Origin of the sequence: Solihabitans fulvus (assembly GCF_008386585.1) — a bacterium.
Taxonomy (GTDB): domain Bacteria; phylum Actinomycetota; class Actinomycetes; order Mycobacteriales; family Pseudonocardiaceae; genus Solihabitans; species Solihabitans fulvus.
The window spans coordinates 77,887-91,742 of record NZ_VUOB01000013.1; the positions used below are offsets into that span (position 1 = coordinate 77,887).

14 protein-coding genes are annotated in these 13,856 nt (G+C 69.8%); 10 read left to right on the forward strand and 4 right to left on the reverse strand.

Annotated elements, in window-relative coordinates; translation table 11 throughout:
• Window positions 1-16 precede the first annotated feature (16 nt).
• The 9 genes from F0L68_RS08725 (at window position 17) to F0L68_RS08765 (ending at window position 9,311) form a co-directional block, all read left to right on the forward strand.
• Window positions 17-1,219: an acyl-CoA dehydrogenase family protein gene (locus F0L68_RS08725; RefSeq protein WP_149848967.1), complete on the forward strand. Its 1,203-nt coding sequence runs from the start codon at window positions 17-19 to the stop codon at window positions 1,217-1,219.
• A gap of 207 nt (window positions 1,220-1,426) precedes the next feature.
• Window positions 1,427-1,954 carry a YflT domain-containing protein gene (locus tag F0L68_RS08730; RefSeq protein ID WP_438672259.1) on the forward strand — a complete coding sequence of 176 codons (528 nt, stop codon included), beginning with the start codon at window positions 1,427-1,429 and terminating at the stop codon, window positions 1,952-1,954.
• A gap of 237 nt (window positions 1,955-2,191) precedes the next feature.
• Window positions 2,192-3,532: an ABC transporter substrate-binding protein gene (locus F0L68_RS08735; RefSeq protein WP_149848968.1), complete on the forward strand. Its 1,341-nt coding sequence runs from the start codon at window positions 2,192-2,194 to the stop codon at window positions 3,530-3,532.
• Window positions 3,533-3,546: 14 nt separating this feature from the next.
• A complete protein-coding gene (locus F0L68_RS08740; RefSeq protein WP_149849018.1) occupies window positions 3,547-4,494 on the forward strand; it encodes a carbohydrate ABC transporter permease in 948 nt (315 codons plus the stop codon).
• Entirely contained in the window at window positions 4,494-5,339 is an 846-nt protein-coding gene (locus F0L68_RS08745; RefSeq protein WP_149848969.1) for a carbohydrate ABC transporter permease, read from the forward strand. The genes F0L68_RS08740 and F0L68_RS08745 overlap by 1 nt, the downstream gene beginning before the upstream one ends.
• 7 nt (window positions 5,340-5,346) lie before the next feature.
• Entirely contained in the window at window positions 5,347-6,531 is a 1,185-nt protein-coding gene (locus tag F0L68_RS08750; RefSeq protein ID WP_149848970.1) for an ABC transporter ATP-binding protein, read from the forward strand.
• 272 nt (window positions 6,532-6,803) lie between these two features.
• On the forward strand, window positions 6,804-7,697 hold the full coding sequence (locus F0L68_RS08755) for an SDR family NAD(P)-dependent oxidoreductase (protein WP_149848971.1): 894 nt from the start codon (window positions 6,804-6,806) through the stop codon (window positions 7,695-7,697).
• 227 nt (window positions 7,698-7,924) lie between these two features.
• A complete protein-coding gene (locus tag F0L68_RS08760; RefSeq protein ID WP_149848972.1) occupies window positions 7,925-8,908 on the forward strand; it encodes a hypothetical protein in 984 nt (327 codons plus the stop codon).
• Between the two features lie 10 nt (window positions 8,909-8,918).
• Window positions 8,919-9,311, forward strand: coding sequence for an NUDIX hydrolase (locus F0L68_RS08765; RefSeq protein ID WP_149848973.1), 393 nt, complete (start codon window positions 8,919-8,921; stop codon window positions 9,309-9,311).
• Window positions 9,312-9,316: 5 nt separating this feature from the next.
• Here F0L68_RS08765 and F0L68_RS08770 read toward each other — a convergent pair whose 3' ends face one another.
• Window positions 9,317-9,874 carry a Uma2 family endonuclease gene (locus F0L68_RS08770; protein ID WP_223198612.1) on the reverse strand — a complete coding sequence of 186 codons (558 nt, stop codon included), beginning with the start codon at window positions 9,872-9,874 and terminating at the stop codon, window positions 9,317-9,319.
• Between the two features lie 106 nt (window positions 9,875-9,980).
• A complete protein-coding gene (locus tag F0L68_RS08775) occupies window positions 9,981-10,892 on the reverse strand; it encodes a LysR family transcriptional regulator (protein ID WP_149848974.1) in 912 nt (303 codons plus the stop codon).
• Between the two features lie 93 nt (window positions 10,893-10,985).
• Here F0L68_RS08775 and F0L68_RS08780 point away from each other — a divergent pair, with 93 nt between their 5' ends.
• A complete protein-coding gene (locus F0L68_RS08780) occupies window positions 10,986-12,353 on the forward strand; it encodes an MFS transporter (protein WP_149848975.1) in 1,368 nt (455 codons plus the stop codon).
• Here F0L68_RS08780 and F0L68_RS08785 read toward each other — a convergent pair.
• Together F0L68_RS08785 and F0L68_RS08790 are read right to left on the reverse strand one after the other, a co-directional pair.
• Complete coding sequence (locus F0L68_RS08785) at window positions 12,328-13,167, reverse strand: ParB N-terminal domain-containing protein (RefSeq protein ID WP_149848976.1); 840 nt, start codon at window positions 13,165-13,167, stop codon at window positions 12,328-12,330. The two genes, F0L68_RS08780 and F0L68_RS08785, sit on opposite strands and share 26 nt — an antisense overlap.
• Window positions 13,157-13,834 carry a metallophosphoesterase family protein gene (locus tag F0L68_RS08790; RefSeq protein WP_149848977.1) on the reverse strand — a complete coding sequence of 226 codons (678 nt, stop codon included), beginning with the start codon at window positions 13,832-13,834 and terminating at the stop codon, window positions 13,157-13,159. The genes F0L68_RS08785 and F0L68_RS08790 overlap by 11 nt, the downstream gene beginning before the upstream one ends.
• Window positions 13,835-13,856: the final 22 nt, after the last annotated feature.

Below are 13,856 nucleotides of genomic sequence, written 5' to 3' on the forward strand. Positions count from 1 at the left end.
ACGAAAGGGAAGTGCGATGGCGCGCCTGGCCCAGACCGCCGGTCTCACCGACATTCAGCAGGAGATCCTCGCGACGGTACGGGACTTCGTCGACAAGGAGATCATCCCGCACGCCCAGGCGCTCGAGCACGGCGACACCTACCCGGCCGACATCGTCGACGGCATGAAGGAGATGGGGCTGTTCGGCCTCACCATCCCCGAGGAGTTCGGCGGTCTCGGCGAATCGCTGCTGACCTACGCGCTCGTGGTCGAGCAGATCGCGCGCGGCTGGATGAGCGTGTCCGGCGTGATCAACACGCACTTCATCGTGGCGCACATGCTCAAGCAGCACGGCACCGCCGAGCAGAAGCAGCACTACCTGCCGCGCATGGCCACCGGCGAGGTGCGCGGCTCCTTCTCCATGTCCGAACCGGAACTCGGCTCGGACGTCGCCGCGATCCGCACCAGGGCACGGCGTTCGACCGACGGCGACGAGTTCGTCATCGACGGCCAGAAGATGTGGCTGACCAACGGCGGCAGCTCCAACCTCACCGCCGTGCTCGTCCGCACCGACGAGGGCGCGGAGAAGCCGCACCAGAACCTGACCACGTTCCTGGTCGACAAGCCCGAGGGCTTCGGTGAGGTCGCCCCCGGCCTCACCATCCCCGGCAAGATCGACAAGATGGGCTACAAGGGCGTCGACACCACCGAAATGGTGTTCGACGGCTACCGGATCGCCGCAGGCCAGGTCCTCGGCGGCGAGACCGGCAAGGGCTTCCGGCACATGATGGACGGCGTCGAGGTCGGCAGGGTCAACGTCGCCGCGCGCGCCTGCGGCATCGCGATCCGCTCGTTCGAGCTGGCCATCGAGTACGCCCAGCAGCGCCGCGCCTTCGGCAAGCCCATCGCCGAGCACCAGGCCATCGCCTTCAAGCTCGCCGAGATGGCCACCAAGGTCGAGGCCGCGCACCTGATGATGGTCAACGCCGCCAGGCTCAAGGATTCCGGCGCCCGCAACGACGTCGAGGCCGGCATGGCCAAGCTGATCGCGTCCGAGTACTGCGCCGAGGTCACCCAGGAGGCCTTCCGGATCCACGGCGGCTACGGCTACTCGAAGGAGTACGAGATCGAGCGCCTGATGCGCGAGGCGCCGTTCCTGCTGATCGGCGAGGGCACCAGCGAGATCCAGAAGACGATCATCAGCCGGGGGCTGCTCAAGGAGTACAAGTCGCGGGGCTGACGGGGTGAGGGCGCACACCCCACCCGTGGGACGACCGCCGGCGGACCCGATCGGGTTGCGCCGGCGGGTTCGTTTTCGGGTGGCCTGGCCGCCGTTGGGGGCTTTGTGGCGTGCCGAACGGGCGAACCGTGGCCGATCCGTGAGCGTCCGGTTTCGCACGGTTCCCCAGGTGTTGGCAGGATGGGGGCCCCAGCCCGCGAAGAGGTGATAGCCGTGACGAGTTCCTTCTCCGGTGCCGGCAGGCCAGGGATGCCGCCCCGCCTTCCGACGCCTCCCACCGGGTGGCCGATCAGCTCCTACGGCACCTACGAGGAGGCCCAGCGCGCCGTCGACTACCTCGCGGACGGGGACTTCCCGGTCGAGGAGGTGACGATCGTCGGGGTCGACCTGATGCTGGTGGAGCGGGTGACCGGCCGGCTGTCCTGGGGCAGGGTCGTCGGCACCGGCGCGGCCTCCGGCGCCTGGTTCGGCCTGTTCGTCGGCGTCCTGCTGAGCCTGTTCAACTCGCAGAGCTCCGGCTACGGCCCCATCCTGGTCGGGCTGATCACCGGTGTCGTGTTCGGCGTCGTCTTCGCGGCCGTCGGCTACGGCTCGACGCGGGGCAAGCGCGACTTCCAGTCGGCCAGCCAACTCGTCGCTGGCCGCTACGACATCCTCTGCCAGCCCCGGTCCGCGGAGAAGGGGCGCGACCTGCTCGCGAAGCTCGCGATGCGGCCCGGCGAGCGCAAGGAGTGAACGCGAGGAGTAATCGTCCCGTCTCGCGCGGTTTCTGGTGACACTTTCACCGATTACCGGCCCCCCTGGTTGCGGCTGCTGATCACCGGGCCTAGGTTCGACGAACCTGACCGGCCGGTGTGTGCAGGCGCACACCAGTCGGCACGCACGACGAGGTGCTGGGCGCTGTGGTCGGTCGAGTGCAGGCACGGGCCGGGCCCGGCTCCTCCGTGAGGTTCGACGGAAGGAGGCAGGCCGATGAGGGGCGCCAACCAAGCGCGGCGCAGTCGTACCTCTCGCTACCGGTCCGTCGCCGCGCTCGCAGTGGCACTGGCGTTCACACCCGCGGTGGCGGCGTGCGGGTCCAGCGGCAACGGCGCGACGACGGTCAACGTGTACTACGCGCCCGAGGAACACTTCCAGCAGGTCGTCGACCAGTGCAACGCCAAGGCGGGCGGCCGCTACAACATCGTGCTCAACACGCTGCCGCGCGACGCGGACGGGCAGCGCGAGCAGATGGTCCGCCGGATGGCCGCTGGCGACACCGACATCGACATCCTGGGGCTCGACGTGACCTGGGTGGCCGAGTTCGCCGAGGCGGGCTGGATCACCGAGTGGACCGGTGACAACAAGACTGCGGCCGAGCGGGACACCATCGCGGGTCCGTTGCAGACGGCCAAGTGGAAGGACAAGCTCTACGCGGCCACCAAGAACACCAACGTCCAACTCCTGTGGTACCGCGACGATCTGACGCCGACGCCGCCGACCACCTGGGACGAGATGACGGCGGCGGCCAAGCAGCTCAAGGACCAGGGCAAGCCGAACCAGATCCTGATGACCGGGGCCCAGTACGAGGGCCTTGTGGTGCAGTACAACACGATCACGGCCTCGGCGGGCGGCAACATCCTGTCGCCGGACGGCACGAAGGCCGTGCTGGACGCTGGCGCGGTCAAGGGACTCCAGGTCCTGCACGACTTCGCGAACTCCGGCCTGGCCAGTCCCTCGCTGAGCAACTCCTTCGAGGGCCAGGTGCAGCTCGGGTTCCAGGCCGGCAACGCCGCGTTCGAGCTGAACTGGCCGTACGTCTACGCGGCGATGAACGACCCCAAGAAGGGCAATCCGGAGATTGCCAAGCACTTCAAGTGGACCAGGTACCCCGGGGTGAACCCCGGTGAGCCGAGCAAGGCCACCATCGGCGGCTACGACCTGGCGATCAGCTCCTACTCGACGCACAAGCCAGAGGCGTTCGACGCCGCGCTGTGTCTGCGCAGCCAGGAAAGCCAGAAGTACTCCGCGCTGTGCGACGGCGTTCCGCCCACCATCGACAGCATCTACCAGGACACCACCGACATCGCGCCGTGCGACCCGGCGAAGTCGCAGGACCGGCCGAACATGGCGGGCGCGTACCCGATGAAGGACACCATCCTGGACGCGCTGAAGACGGCGGCGGTGCGGCCGATCACCCCGGCGTACCAGAACGTGTCGACGGTGATGGCGACGATCCTCTCGCCGCCGGCGTCGATCGACCCGCAGGCGACGGCGGACCGGCTGCGCAAGGAGCTTCAGGACGCCATCGAGTCCAAGGGGGTGTTGCCGTGAGCATGCAGAGCGACATGTCCCAGTCGGTGATCGGCGCCGACGCGGTCAAGCGCAGCGGCGGCCGAGGCAAGGTCGTGCTGAGCGAGGGAAAGAAGGCGGAGCGCAAGCTCGGGCTGATGCTGATCGCGCCGGCGGCGATCGTGATGGTCGCGGTCACCGGCTGGCCGATCATCTACTCGGTCTGGCTGTCGCTCCAGCGGTTCGACCTGAGGTTCCCGGAGAAGCAGGCGTTCGTCGGCCTGGAGAACTACGGCACCGTGCTGAGCAACGGCTACTGGTGGACTGCGTTCGGCGTGACCTCGTTGATCACCGTCGTGTCCGTGGTGTTCGAACTGGTGCTCGGCATGGGCCTCGCGCTGATCATGCACCGGACGCTGGTTGGCCGCGGCCTGGTCCGCACGGTGGCGCTGATCCCGTACGGCATCGTCACGGTCGTCGCCGCGTTCAGTTGGCGCTACGCGTGGACCGACGGCACCGGCTACCTGGCCAGCCTGTTCGGCCAGGACCAGGCGCTGCTGACCCAGCGGGTGCCGGCGCTGGCGATCATCATCCTGGCCGAGGTCTGGAAGACCGTGCCGTTCATGGCACTGCTGCTGATGGCCGGGCTCGCCCTGGTGCCGGAGGACCTGCTCAAGGCCGCCGCGATGGACGGCGCGAACGGCTGGCAGCGCTTCACCAAGGTGATGATCCCGGTGATGAAGCCGGCGATCCTGGTCGCGCTGCTGTTCCGCACGCTGGACGCGTTCCGGATCTTCGACAACATCTTCATCCTCACCAGCGGCGCGCAGAACACGTCGTCGGTGTCCATGCAGACCTACAACAACCTCATCAAGGGGCTGAACCTCGGCATCGGCGCGACGATGGCGGTGCTGATCTTCATCACCGTCGCGATCATCGCGTTCGTCTTCGTCAAGCTGTTCGGCACGGCCGCACCGGGCAGCGATCAGGAGGGGAGGCGCTGATGGCCGGTCTCGGAGGCACCGAAACCCTGGGCCGCAAGTCGCGCTGGGCGATCCTCGACCTCGTCGTGGTCGTCTACGCCCTCGTCCCCGTGCTGTGGATCATGTCGTTGTCCTTCAAGACGACCAAGACCCTGACGGACGGGAACTTCATCCCGCGCGAGTGGACCCTGGACAACTACAAGGCGATCTTCCAGACCAGCGAGTTCGTGCGGGCCCTTGGCAACTCGATCGGCATCGCGATCATCTCGACGGTCATCGCGGTGGTGCTCGGCACGATGGCCGCGTACGCCGTGGCCAGGCTCGACTTCCCAGGTAAGAAGGCGCTGGTCGGGGTGTCGCTGCTGGTCGCGATGTTCCCGCAGGTTTCGCTGGTCTCGCCGCTGTTCGAGATCGAGCGGTCGGTTGGGCTGTTCAACACCTGGCCCGGCCTGATCCTGCCCTACATCACCTTCGCGCTGCCGCTGTCGATCTACACGCTGTCCGCGTTCTTCCGGGAGATCCCGTGGGAGCTGGAGAAGGCGGCGAAGATGGACGGGGCCACGCCGGCCCAGGCGTTCCGCAAGGTGATCGCGCCGCTGGCCGCGCCTGGCGTGTTCACCACCGCGATCCTGGTGTTCATCCTGTGCTGGAACGACTTCCTGTTCGCGATCTCGCTGACCTCGACGTCCGCGTCGAGGACGGTGCCGGCCGCGTTGTCGTTCTTCACCGGGGCCTCGCAGTTCGAGGACCCGACCGGGTCGATCTCCGCGGCCGCCGTGGTGATCACTGTCCCGATCATCGTGTTCGTGTTGCTCTTCCAGCGCCGCATCGTCGCGGGGCTGACCTCCGGTGCCGTCAAGGGGTAGGTGAGTTATGGCTGAGATCGTTCTGGACAAGGTGACCAAGCGGTACCCCGATGGCGCGTTGGCCGTGTCGGATGTGGACATCGAGATCGCCGACGGCGAGTTCATCATCCTGGTGGGCCCGTCGGGCTGTGGGAAGTCCACCACGCTCAACATGATCGCGGGGCTGGAGGACATCACCTCCGGCGAGCTGCGCATCGGCGGCAACCGTGTGAACGAGCGCGCGCCCAAGGACCGGGACATCGCGATGGTGTTCCAGTCCTACGCGCTGTACCCGCACATGACCGTGCGGGAGAACATGGCGTTTCCGTTGCGGCTGGCCAAGGTGGACAACGCGACGGTGGAGCGCAAGGTCAACGACGCCGCCGAGATCCTCGACCTGACCCAACATCTGGACCGCAGGCCGGCCAACCTCTCGGGTGGGCAGCGGCAGCGGGTCGCGATGGGACGCGCGATCGTCCGCAGCCCCAAGGCGTTCCTGATGGACGAGCCACTGTCCAACCTGGATGCCAAGCTGCGGGTGCAGATGCGGACGTCGGTGTCGCGGCTCCAGAAGCAGCTGGGCACCACGATGGTCTACGTGACGCACGACCAGGTCGAGGCGATGACGCTCGGCGACCGGGTGGTGGTGATGCGCGGCGGCGTCGTCCAGCAGATCGGCGCGCCGCAGTACCTCTACGACCACCCGTCGAACCTGTTCGTCGCCGGGTTCATCGGCTCGCCGTCGATGAACTTCCTGCCGGCGACGCTGGAGGACGGGACGCTGCGCAGCTCGCTCGCCGAGCTGCCGCTGACCGACCGGATCCGAAAGCTGCTCGAATCGGCGGACGCCCCGCGCGAGGTGATCATGGGCGTGCGGCCGGAGCACTTCGAGGACGCCGCCCTGCTCGACGACGCGAGCCGCGCGCGCGGCGCGACGTTCACCGGGCAGGTCGACGTGCTGGAGTCGATGGGATCGGACAAGTACGCCTATTTCACTCTCTCGGGTGAGCAGGCGACGTCGGCCGAGCTGGCCGAGCTGGCCGCCGACGTCGGGTCGGCGGACGTGCCGACCAGCGGCATCCAGCTGGTCACCAGGATCTCGGCGGCCTCACCGGCGAGGCTCGGCCAGTCGGCGGAGATCTGGTTCGACGCGGACAAAGTCCAACTGTTCGACCCGAGTAGCGGGCGGAACCTGACGTTCGCGGGAGAATAACAGTACATTCCGTGAGTGGTGTCTCCTTGTCGCCGAATGGCAGGGAGACACCACTTTCGTGTGTTTATCGCGCTCTACTAAGGGTGCGCGACTGATAGGCGTAGTGCATCACCTCGGGTGAACTGTCGAATCCATTCGGCGCACCCTGACGACGTCTCGTCGCTCCACCGCAGACGGTTCGCCTGGTTGTCTCCCACTCTGGTCGATGAGGAGGAGACCACAGGGAGGACGCCGGCGGCGAGAGTTGCGGCGGATGACACGGAGGGCGCGAGATGGGCATTCTGGATGGCAAGGTCGTCGTCATAACCGGCGCGGGCAGGGGACTCGGCGAGGCGTACGCCATGCATGCGGCGCAGGCTGGGGCCTCGGTGGTGGTCAACGACATCGACGCCGATCTCGCCGACCGGGTCGCTGAGCACATCCGTCATTTCGGTGGACGGGCGACATCGAGCGGACACACAGTCGCGGAACCGGAACAAGCCGAGGAAATCATTGCCCTCGCAATTAGCGAGTTCGGTCGGCTCGACGGCCTGGTCAACAACGCGGGCCTGAACTACGAGGCGCTGCCGTGGGAGGACGACCCCAAGCGGGTGCGCGAGGCCGTCGAGGTCAACGTGCTCGGCGTGATCTACACGGGCATGGCGGCCATGCGGGCGATGCGGTCGCAGGGGGAGGGCGGCTCGATCGTGAACATCTCCTCGGGGGCGTTCCTCGGCCAGCGCAAGCTCGGCGCGTACTCGGCGACCAAGGGCGCCGTCGCCTCGCTGAGCGCGTCCTGGGCGCTGGACCTGGAGTCCGAGGGCATCAGGGTGAACGCGGTGTGCCCGGTGGCGCACACCAGGATGGTGTGGTGGTCCGAGCGGGCCCTGCGGGCCGTGTCCGCCGACCGCACCCCCGCGAAGGTCGCGCCGCTGGTGCTGTTCCTGCTCAGTGAGGCCTCGCACGGCATCACCGGGCAGGTGATCCGCTGCAACGGCCCGCAGCTGCACCTCGTCGGCCAGCCCTACTTCAAGCAGCCGATCCTGGAACGGGAGACCTGGGACACCGCCAGCGTCGAGCGCGCCTTCACCGGCGTGCTCCAGGCGCACCTGGAACCGTTCGGCCTGGAGAAGCGCATGCCGCCGAGGCTGCGCGAGTTGATGGAACAGCCACCACAGACGGCCTGAGGGGGAGAGGGCTCCCAACACGAAGGCACGCACTTGGACGGCCTTGTGTGTTGGGGGCCCTGACGGCCGGGCGGCGCGCGGGAACCCTGCTGCGACTCTGGGGGGTCGGCAGGGTTCCCGCGCACGTTTCGTTACGGGTTTCGTTACGGCCGAACGGCATAACGCCCCTGATCGGCCGCAGATCTTTGTCGGTGCGCGGTGCGACCATCGGACCAGGGGTGATCCCGATGGTCACGCGCGAGGGCTCCATCAGGCCGAGGGTGACGGACTGGCGGCTCACCGTGGAGTCGAGGGCGGCCAGGGCGAGGACCGACCTCGGCGCGCTCGGGCCAGCCGACCCCGGCGACCCCGAGGGCGCGCAGTGGCGGCGCGCCGCGGCCGAGTCGCTCGACATCGTCGACGCGGTGCTGAACCGGTTCGACCGGTGGTGGCGGTCGGCCGCGTCCTGGTGGTCGGGCTGGCACATCGAACGCGCGTGGCGGGCCCTGCACGAGGCGGAGATCAGCATCATCGCGGCGGGCGGCGACCTGTCCGGGCGGCTGCCCGGCCTGCGCGCCAGGGTGGCCGCCTATCTCCCTGAGGACGACCTGCGGCGGCAGGCCCTCGAGGAGCTGAGCCCAGGGGAGTTCCCGCTGGCCACTGTGCGGGTCGTGGTGGTGGACGCGGTGCGCGCCGCGTTCGACAACTCCGACGGCGCGCACGCGGCGGCCCGCGCGCTGCGGAACAAGCTGGTCGTCGCGTCGATCGTGTTGCTGCTGTTCAATGTCGCGATCGGCGTCGTCGGCTCGCTGCGCGCCGGACTCGTGCCGCTGTGCGTGCACCCGCCGAGCATGCTCAGCACCTGCCCCGGCGGCCTTCGCCCGTCGCCCGGGGACGTCTGGCTGGTGCAGCTGCTCGGCGCGTTCGGCGCGATCATCGCGACCGTCATCTCGTTGCTGCGCAGGAGACCCAGCCTCGCGCCGTACGTGCTGATCGGCTACCAGGCGTTGATCAAGGCGCTGCTCGGGGCCGCGCTTTCGGTGGTCGGTGTGCTCGCGTTGGCGGCCGGGGTCACCGAGGGTCTGATCGGCATCTCCACGCAGCCCGCGCTGCAACTGTGGGCCGTGCTGCTCGGCTACTCGCAGCAGATCGGCACGCGGCTGCTGGACAACTACGCGGACCACGTGATGGAGCAGGCGCGCCCGATGCCGGAAACCGAGGCGCCGCGTTAGGGTGCTGGGCGTGATCGACAAGGTGGCCTGGATCCACGTGGTGGACGGCAGGATTCTCAGCACCCGCTCGCACGGCAAGGACGCCTACTACCTGCCTGGCGGGAAGCGCGAGCCGGGCGAGAGCGACGTCGAGACGCTGGTGCGCGAGGTGTCCGAGGAGCTGACGGTGGACATCGACCCGGCCAGCTCGGCGCTGTTCGGCGTCTTCGCGGCGCAGGCGCACGGGCGAGAGGCCGGCGTGCTGGTGCAGATGACCTGCTACACGGCCGAATACCGGGGTTCGCTCGCGCCGAGCAATGAGATCGCCGAGCTGGCGTGGCTGTCCTACGCGGACCGCGACCGGGTGTCGCCGGTGGATCAGATCATCTTCGACCACCTGCGGGACACCGGTCAGCTGGCCTGAGGATCTTACGAAGCCAAAGCCGTGACGTCGACGGTCAGTGGGGCGGGCGCCTGGACGACGAGAGTGTCAGTTGCTTCCGCGTCGAGTTCGTACCGCCCGTTGACGAGCCGGTACGTCGTGATGGTGATGATGTGCTGGAGATCGACGATCCAATAGTGCTCGATGCCGGCGTCCGCGTACTCGGCGAACTTCAGGATCCGATCAGTGCTCCGCGAGCCTGGTGAGATCACCTCGACAGCCAGACAGACAGCTTCGGCGTCGTAGCGAGCCGGGCTCGCCTTGGCTGCGATGGTGGGCACCACCACGAGATCCGGCGCGCGAACTGTGGCCGGCCACGGCCCGAACAACGTGACGTCGACCTCCAACAAGGCTCGAAGCTCGGTCGGCAGTTGCGAGTCCAGTTGGGACCAGAGCCTCAGCAGCGCCCACTGGTGATCCGATACCGGGCGAGGAGACACGTGCAGAATCCCTTCCACGACCTCGTAATGATGAGCCGTGTCTTCCGGAAGGGTGTCCCAGTCTGCAAGAGACAGCAGATGGTCTGGCCATGTCATGACGGTCATTCGCACCTCCTGCCTGTTCAGGCGAGCCTTCCGCCAGTGTCCCATGAGACGCACCTGAAGCGCACGGTCACTACAAGTTAGTAATCGTAGCGGAAAGTGTTCACCCTCAGGAAACCTGCGCGACCTCCGGCAGCGGGTCCGCGCGCCGCGCCAAGTCGAGCAGCGCGTGCAGGGGGCGCTCGGCGAGGCCGAGGCGGGGGTGCCACTGGGCGACGATGCTGACCGGCCGCAACGGCTCGGTGAGCCGGAGTTCGACCAGTTCGCCCTCCGTCAGCTCGCGCGCGACCGACAGGGCTGGCAGCAGCGAGACGCCGTGCCCGTGCCCGGTCAGCCGCAGCAACGCAGCCAGCGAGCCACGGACCGTCGCGACCTGCGCTCCCGCGAGCAGGTCGCGGCCGAACCGGTCCACCAGCATCGCCGCGGCGCAGTCCGGCTCGGGAACGAGGAAGTCGCACGCGAGGACCTGGTCCGGCGTCACGGACTCCCGCCCAGCAAGCGGATGGTTGGGCGCGGCCACCAGGACAGTGCGGTCGTGCCCGACGACCGCGTGCGGGCCGAGCGCGCGAATCCCGTTGTCGTACTGGAAGACCGCGTCCAGCTCGCCGGCCCCGAACAGCAGGTCCAGCCGCTCCCGGTTGGCGACCGTGAGCTCGACCTCGACGGCCGAACCCGGGCCGCCCGCGCCGTACTCCAGCGCGGCCAACACGTCCGGCATCCACACGTGCGCCAGCGACTCTTGCGCGCCGACGCGCAGCCTCGGCCGGTCGCCGAGCGCGGCCCGCCGCATCCGCTCGACCAACTCCAGCGCCTCCCGAGCGTGCGGCAACAGTCGTTGCCCCGCCTCGGTGAGCCTCGCGCCCGTCCCTGCGCGCACCAGCACGGTCACGCCGAGGTCCGCCTCCAGCCGCTTGAGCTGGGCGCTCACGCTCGACTGGGCATAGCCCAACCGCTGGGCGGCGGCGGAGATCCCGCCGTGGTCGGCGACGGCGACGAAGGCGCGCAGGTACCGGGTGTCCACCACCGCAGACTGCCACGGATTATCGGACTGTCCGATGGGGGCATCGGGCTTGCGTCGTCGCCGACCGAACGGTCGCGGGGCGAGGCTGCTCGCATGATCACCAACACAGCGACCCGCTCGCCGGCCGGGTCCCGGCTCGCCTTCGCCGGGATCGCGACCGGGAGCCTGCTGGTCCTGCTCGACACCTCCATCCTCAACGTCGCCGTGCCCGACCTCCAGCGCGACCTGCGGCCCGCCGCCGCGGCCCTGCCGTGGGTGGTGGACGCCTACACCGTGGTCTTCGCCGGGCTGCTGCTCGCCGGCGGCGTGTTCGCCGACCGGTTGGGCGCGCGCCGGGTCTACCGCGTCGCGCTCGCCGCCTTCGCCGCGCTGTCCGCGCTGTGCGCCGCCGCGCCCGACGCCGGCACGCTCATCGCCGGTCGCGCCCTGCTCGGCGTCGCGGGCGCCGGGCTGGTGCCCGCCTCGCTCGCCCTGCTCATCGCGCTCAATCCGGACCCGGTCCTGCGCACCCGCGCGATCGGCGCGTGGGCCGCGTTCGGCGGCCTCGGCGCGGCGATCGGGCCGGTGCTCGGCGGTGGCCTTGTCGAGCTCGGCGGCTGGCCGCTGGTGTTCCTGGTCAACCCGCCGATCGCGCTCGCCGCGCTGCTGCTGTCCCGGCGCCTGCCGGCCTCGGCCGGGAGGTCCACCCGCGCCCTTGACCGCCCCGGCCTGCTGCTGTCCACGGCCGCGCTCGGCGCGCTCACCTTCGGCCTGGTCGAGGCCGGCATCCGGGGCTGGACCTCGCCGTACGCGCTGGTCCCGATCGCCGTCGCCGCGACGGCCGTCGTCGTGTTGGTCGTGCTGGAACGCAGGGCCGCCGCTCCCGTGCTGCCGCCCGCGCTGCTTGCGCTGCCCCGCGTGCGGTCCGCGCTGGTGGCCGCCTCGGTGTCCTGCTTCGCGTTCTTCGGCGGCCTGTACCTGCTCGGCCTCTGGTTGCAGCACACCTACGCGCTGTCCCCGCTCGCCGCCGGCCTCGCCTCGATGCCGATGACGTTCCCGGTGTGCGTGATGCCGTTCTTCACCGGCCGCCTGGTGGCCAGGCACGGCGCGCGGCCGGTGCTGCTGACCGGCATGGCCGCGACGGTGCTCGGCGGCGCGCTCCTGGCCTGCTGCACCGGCCAGCACCCTCCGCTCGCCCTGATCGTCGCGGCCGAGTTGGCGCTCGCCGCCGCCGGCACGCTCGCCATCCCGGGGGCCGCCGCCGAGATGGCGGTGTCCGCGCCGCCCGAGCTGGCCGCCACCGGCCAGGGCGCGCTGAACGGCATCCGGCAGGCGGGTTCCGCGCTCGGCGTCGCGGTCCTCGGCACGCTTGGCGCCCTGTCGGCGGCCGGGCTGGTGCTCTCCGCCGTCGGGCTGGTCGCGGTCGTTCTCGTTGCTATGACTGGAAAACGGCCCGTCAGCGCCGGTCGCGCAGGGCGTTGAGCACGTCGTCGTCCCAGCGATGCGTGCGGATCAGCCGGTACCGCTCCCCGGCGACCCACAGGTACGCCTCGGTCTCCGTGCGCTTGCCGAGCAGGTCGGCCTGCCGGAGCATCCGCACCACCGGCACGTACTCCTCTGTGTACCAACGCCTTGCCACCGTGGCCCGGTCGATGAAGGCGCCGTCGTCCTGCATCAGCCGGAAGCCCCACGCCTCGACGTGCTCGCCGAGCTTGGCGTAGTCCCACGCGTCGCCGAGCAGCACCGCGGCGCGCGCCTCGCCGGGCAGCGGCACCCGCTCCAGGAACAGCCGCCGGTAGTCCTTCACGATCAGGTCGCCCCGGTACCGGATGCCGTGCGCGTCGAGCCTGGTGACGACCTCGGTGACGTACGCGTCGATCGTCTCAAGGCCGAGCGCGTGCGCCACGGACACCCTGTGGTGGCCGTCCTTGACGAAGTGCAGGTCGCCGACCCGGTACACGTCGATGGGCGGCACGCTCTCGCCCCTGCGCTGCGCCAGCGCGAGCCGCTGCCAGCGTTCCCGCACCCGCGCCGAGGTCGGCCGGAACCTGCGGTCGAAGTCCCTGGTGCGGTCGACGCTGCCGACGATCGAGTCGAGGCGGACCACCTGGAGCCCGAGTCGCCGCTCGCTCACCATGCCGAGCGACCCGACGACCTCGTCGAAGGGCAGCATGATGTTCACGTCGTCCGGCTCGCGGCGCAGCCACGCCGCCAGCCGGGACAGCACCTGGCCGCGGCGCGCCCGCAGGAAGTCGTTCTCCGCGTCGGCCTGCGGGAAGCCGGTGTCACGTGGCACTGCGGGCCTCCACACCGCCGGGGATGTCCAACACCTGGTACCCCACCACGTTCACCACGCGCGTGCCGGCCAGGACGCGGTCCGGCGTCGGCCGGCCGTGCGGGTGGATGTGGCCGTGCAAGAGCAGCGGCGGGCGCATCCGCCGCACCGCGTCGTGCAGGCAGGCGAACCCCCGGTGCGGCGGGTCCTGCTCGTCCCCGCAGTCCCTCGGCGGCGAGTGGGTCAGCAGCACGTCGACGCCCCGGCCGTCCCGCAGCGCCCGCCAGCGCGCGAGCCGGGCGACCCGCCGCGTCCGCCTGGCCTGCTGCCGTTCCGTCCACTGGTTGGGGCCCCGGTTGTAGCGGATCGAGCCGCCGAGGCCGGCGATCCGCAGCCCGGCGACGTCCAGCACCCGCCCGTCGGCGTTGACCCCGCCCGCCGGTCCCGGCCAGCGGGCCGGCAGCCCCGCCTTGGTCCACAGGCCGCGGACGTTGGTGTAGCCGGTGAGGTCGGGGTCGTGGTTGCCCGGCACGAACACGCACGGCCGGTCCAGCGCGCCCGCCAGGAACTCCAGGTAGTCGAACGGCAGGTCGCCGGCCGCGATCACCAGGTCCACCTCGCGTTGGCGGACCTGGTCGCTCCACAGCTGCTCAACGACCTCGTCGGCCACGGCGAGCACCCTCGGCATGCGCGCCAGCCTACGTCCGTAG

What these genes read in the sequence shown, in the direction of transcription:
- F0L68_RS08725 (WP_149848967.1), top strand. Translation starts at nt 17, where the DNA reads ATGGCGCGCCTGGCCCAGACCGCCGGTCTCACCGACATTCAGCAGGAG.
- F0L68_RS08735 (WP_149848968.1), top strand. Translation starts at nt 2,192, where the DNA reads ATGAGGGGCGCCAACCAAGCGCGGCGCAGTCGTACCTCTCGCTACCGG.
- F0L68_RS08740 (WP_149849018.1), top strand. Translation starts at nt 3,547, where the DNA reads ATGTCCCAGTCGGTGATCGGCGCCGACGCGGTCAAGCGCAGCGGCGGC.
- F0L68_RS08745 (WP_149848969.1), top strand. Translation starts at nt 4,494, where the DNA reads ATGGCCGGTCTCGGAGGCACCGAAACCCTGGGCCGCAAGTCGCGCTGG.
- F0L68_RS08750 (WP_149848970.1), top strand. Translation starts at nt 5,347, where the DNA reads ATGGCTGAGATCGTTCTGGACAAGGTGACCAAGCGGTACCCCGATGGC.
- F0L68_RS08755 (WP_149848971.1), top strand. Translation starts at nt 6,804, where the DNA reads ATGGGCATTCTGGATGGCAAGGTCGTCGTCATAACCGGCGCGGGCAGG.
- F0L68_RS08760 (WP_149848972.1), top strand. Translation starts at nt 7,925, where the DNA reads ATGGTCACGCGCGAGGGCTCCATCAGGCCGAGGGTGACGGACTGGCGG.
- F0L68_RS08770 (WP_223198612.1), bottom strand. Translation starts at nt 9,874, where the DNA reads ATGACCGTCATGACATGGCCAGACCATCTGCTGTCTCTTGCAGACTGG.
- F0L68_RS08780 (WP_149848975.1), top strand. Translation starts at nt 10,986, where the DNA reads ATGATCACCAACACAGCGACCCGCTCGCCGGCCGGGTCCCGGCTCGCC.
- F0L68_RS08790 (WP_149848977.1), bottom strand. Translation starts at nt 13,834, where the DNA reads ATGCCGAGGGTGCTCGCCGTGGCCGACGAGGTCGTTGAGCAGCTGTGG.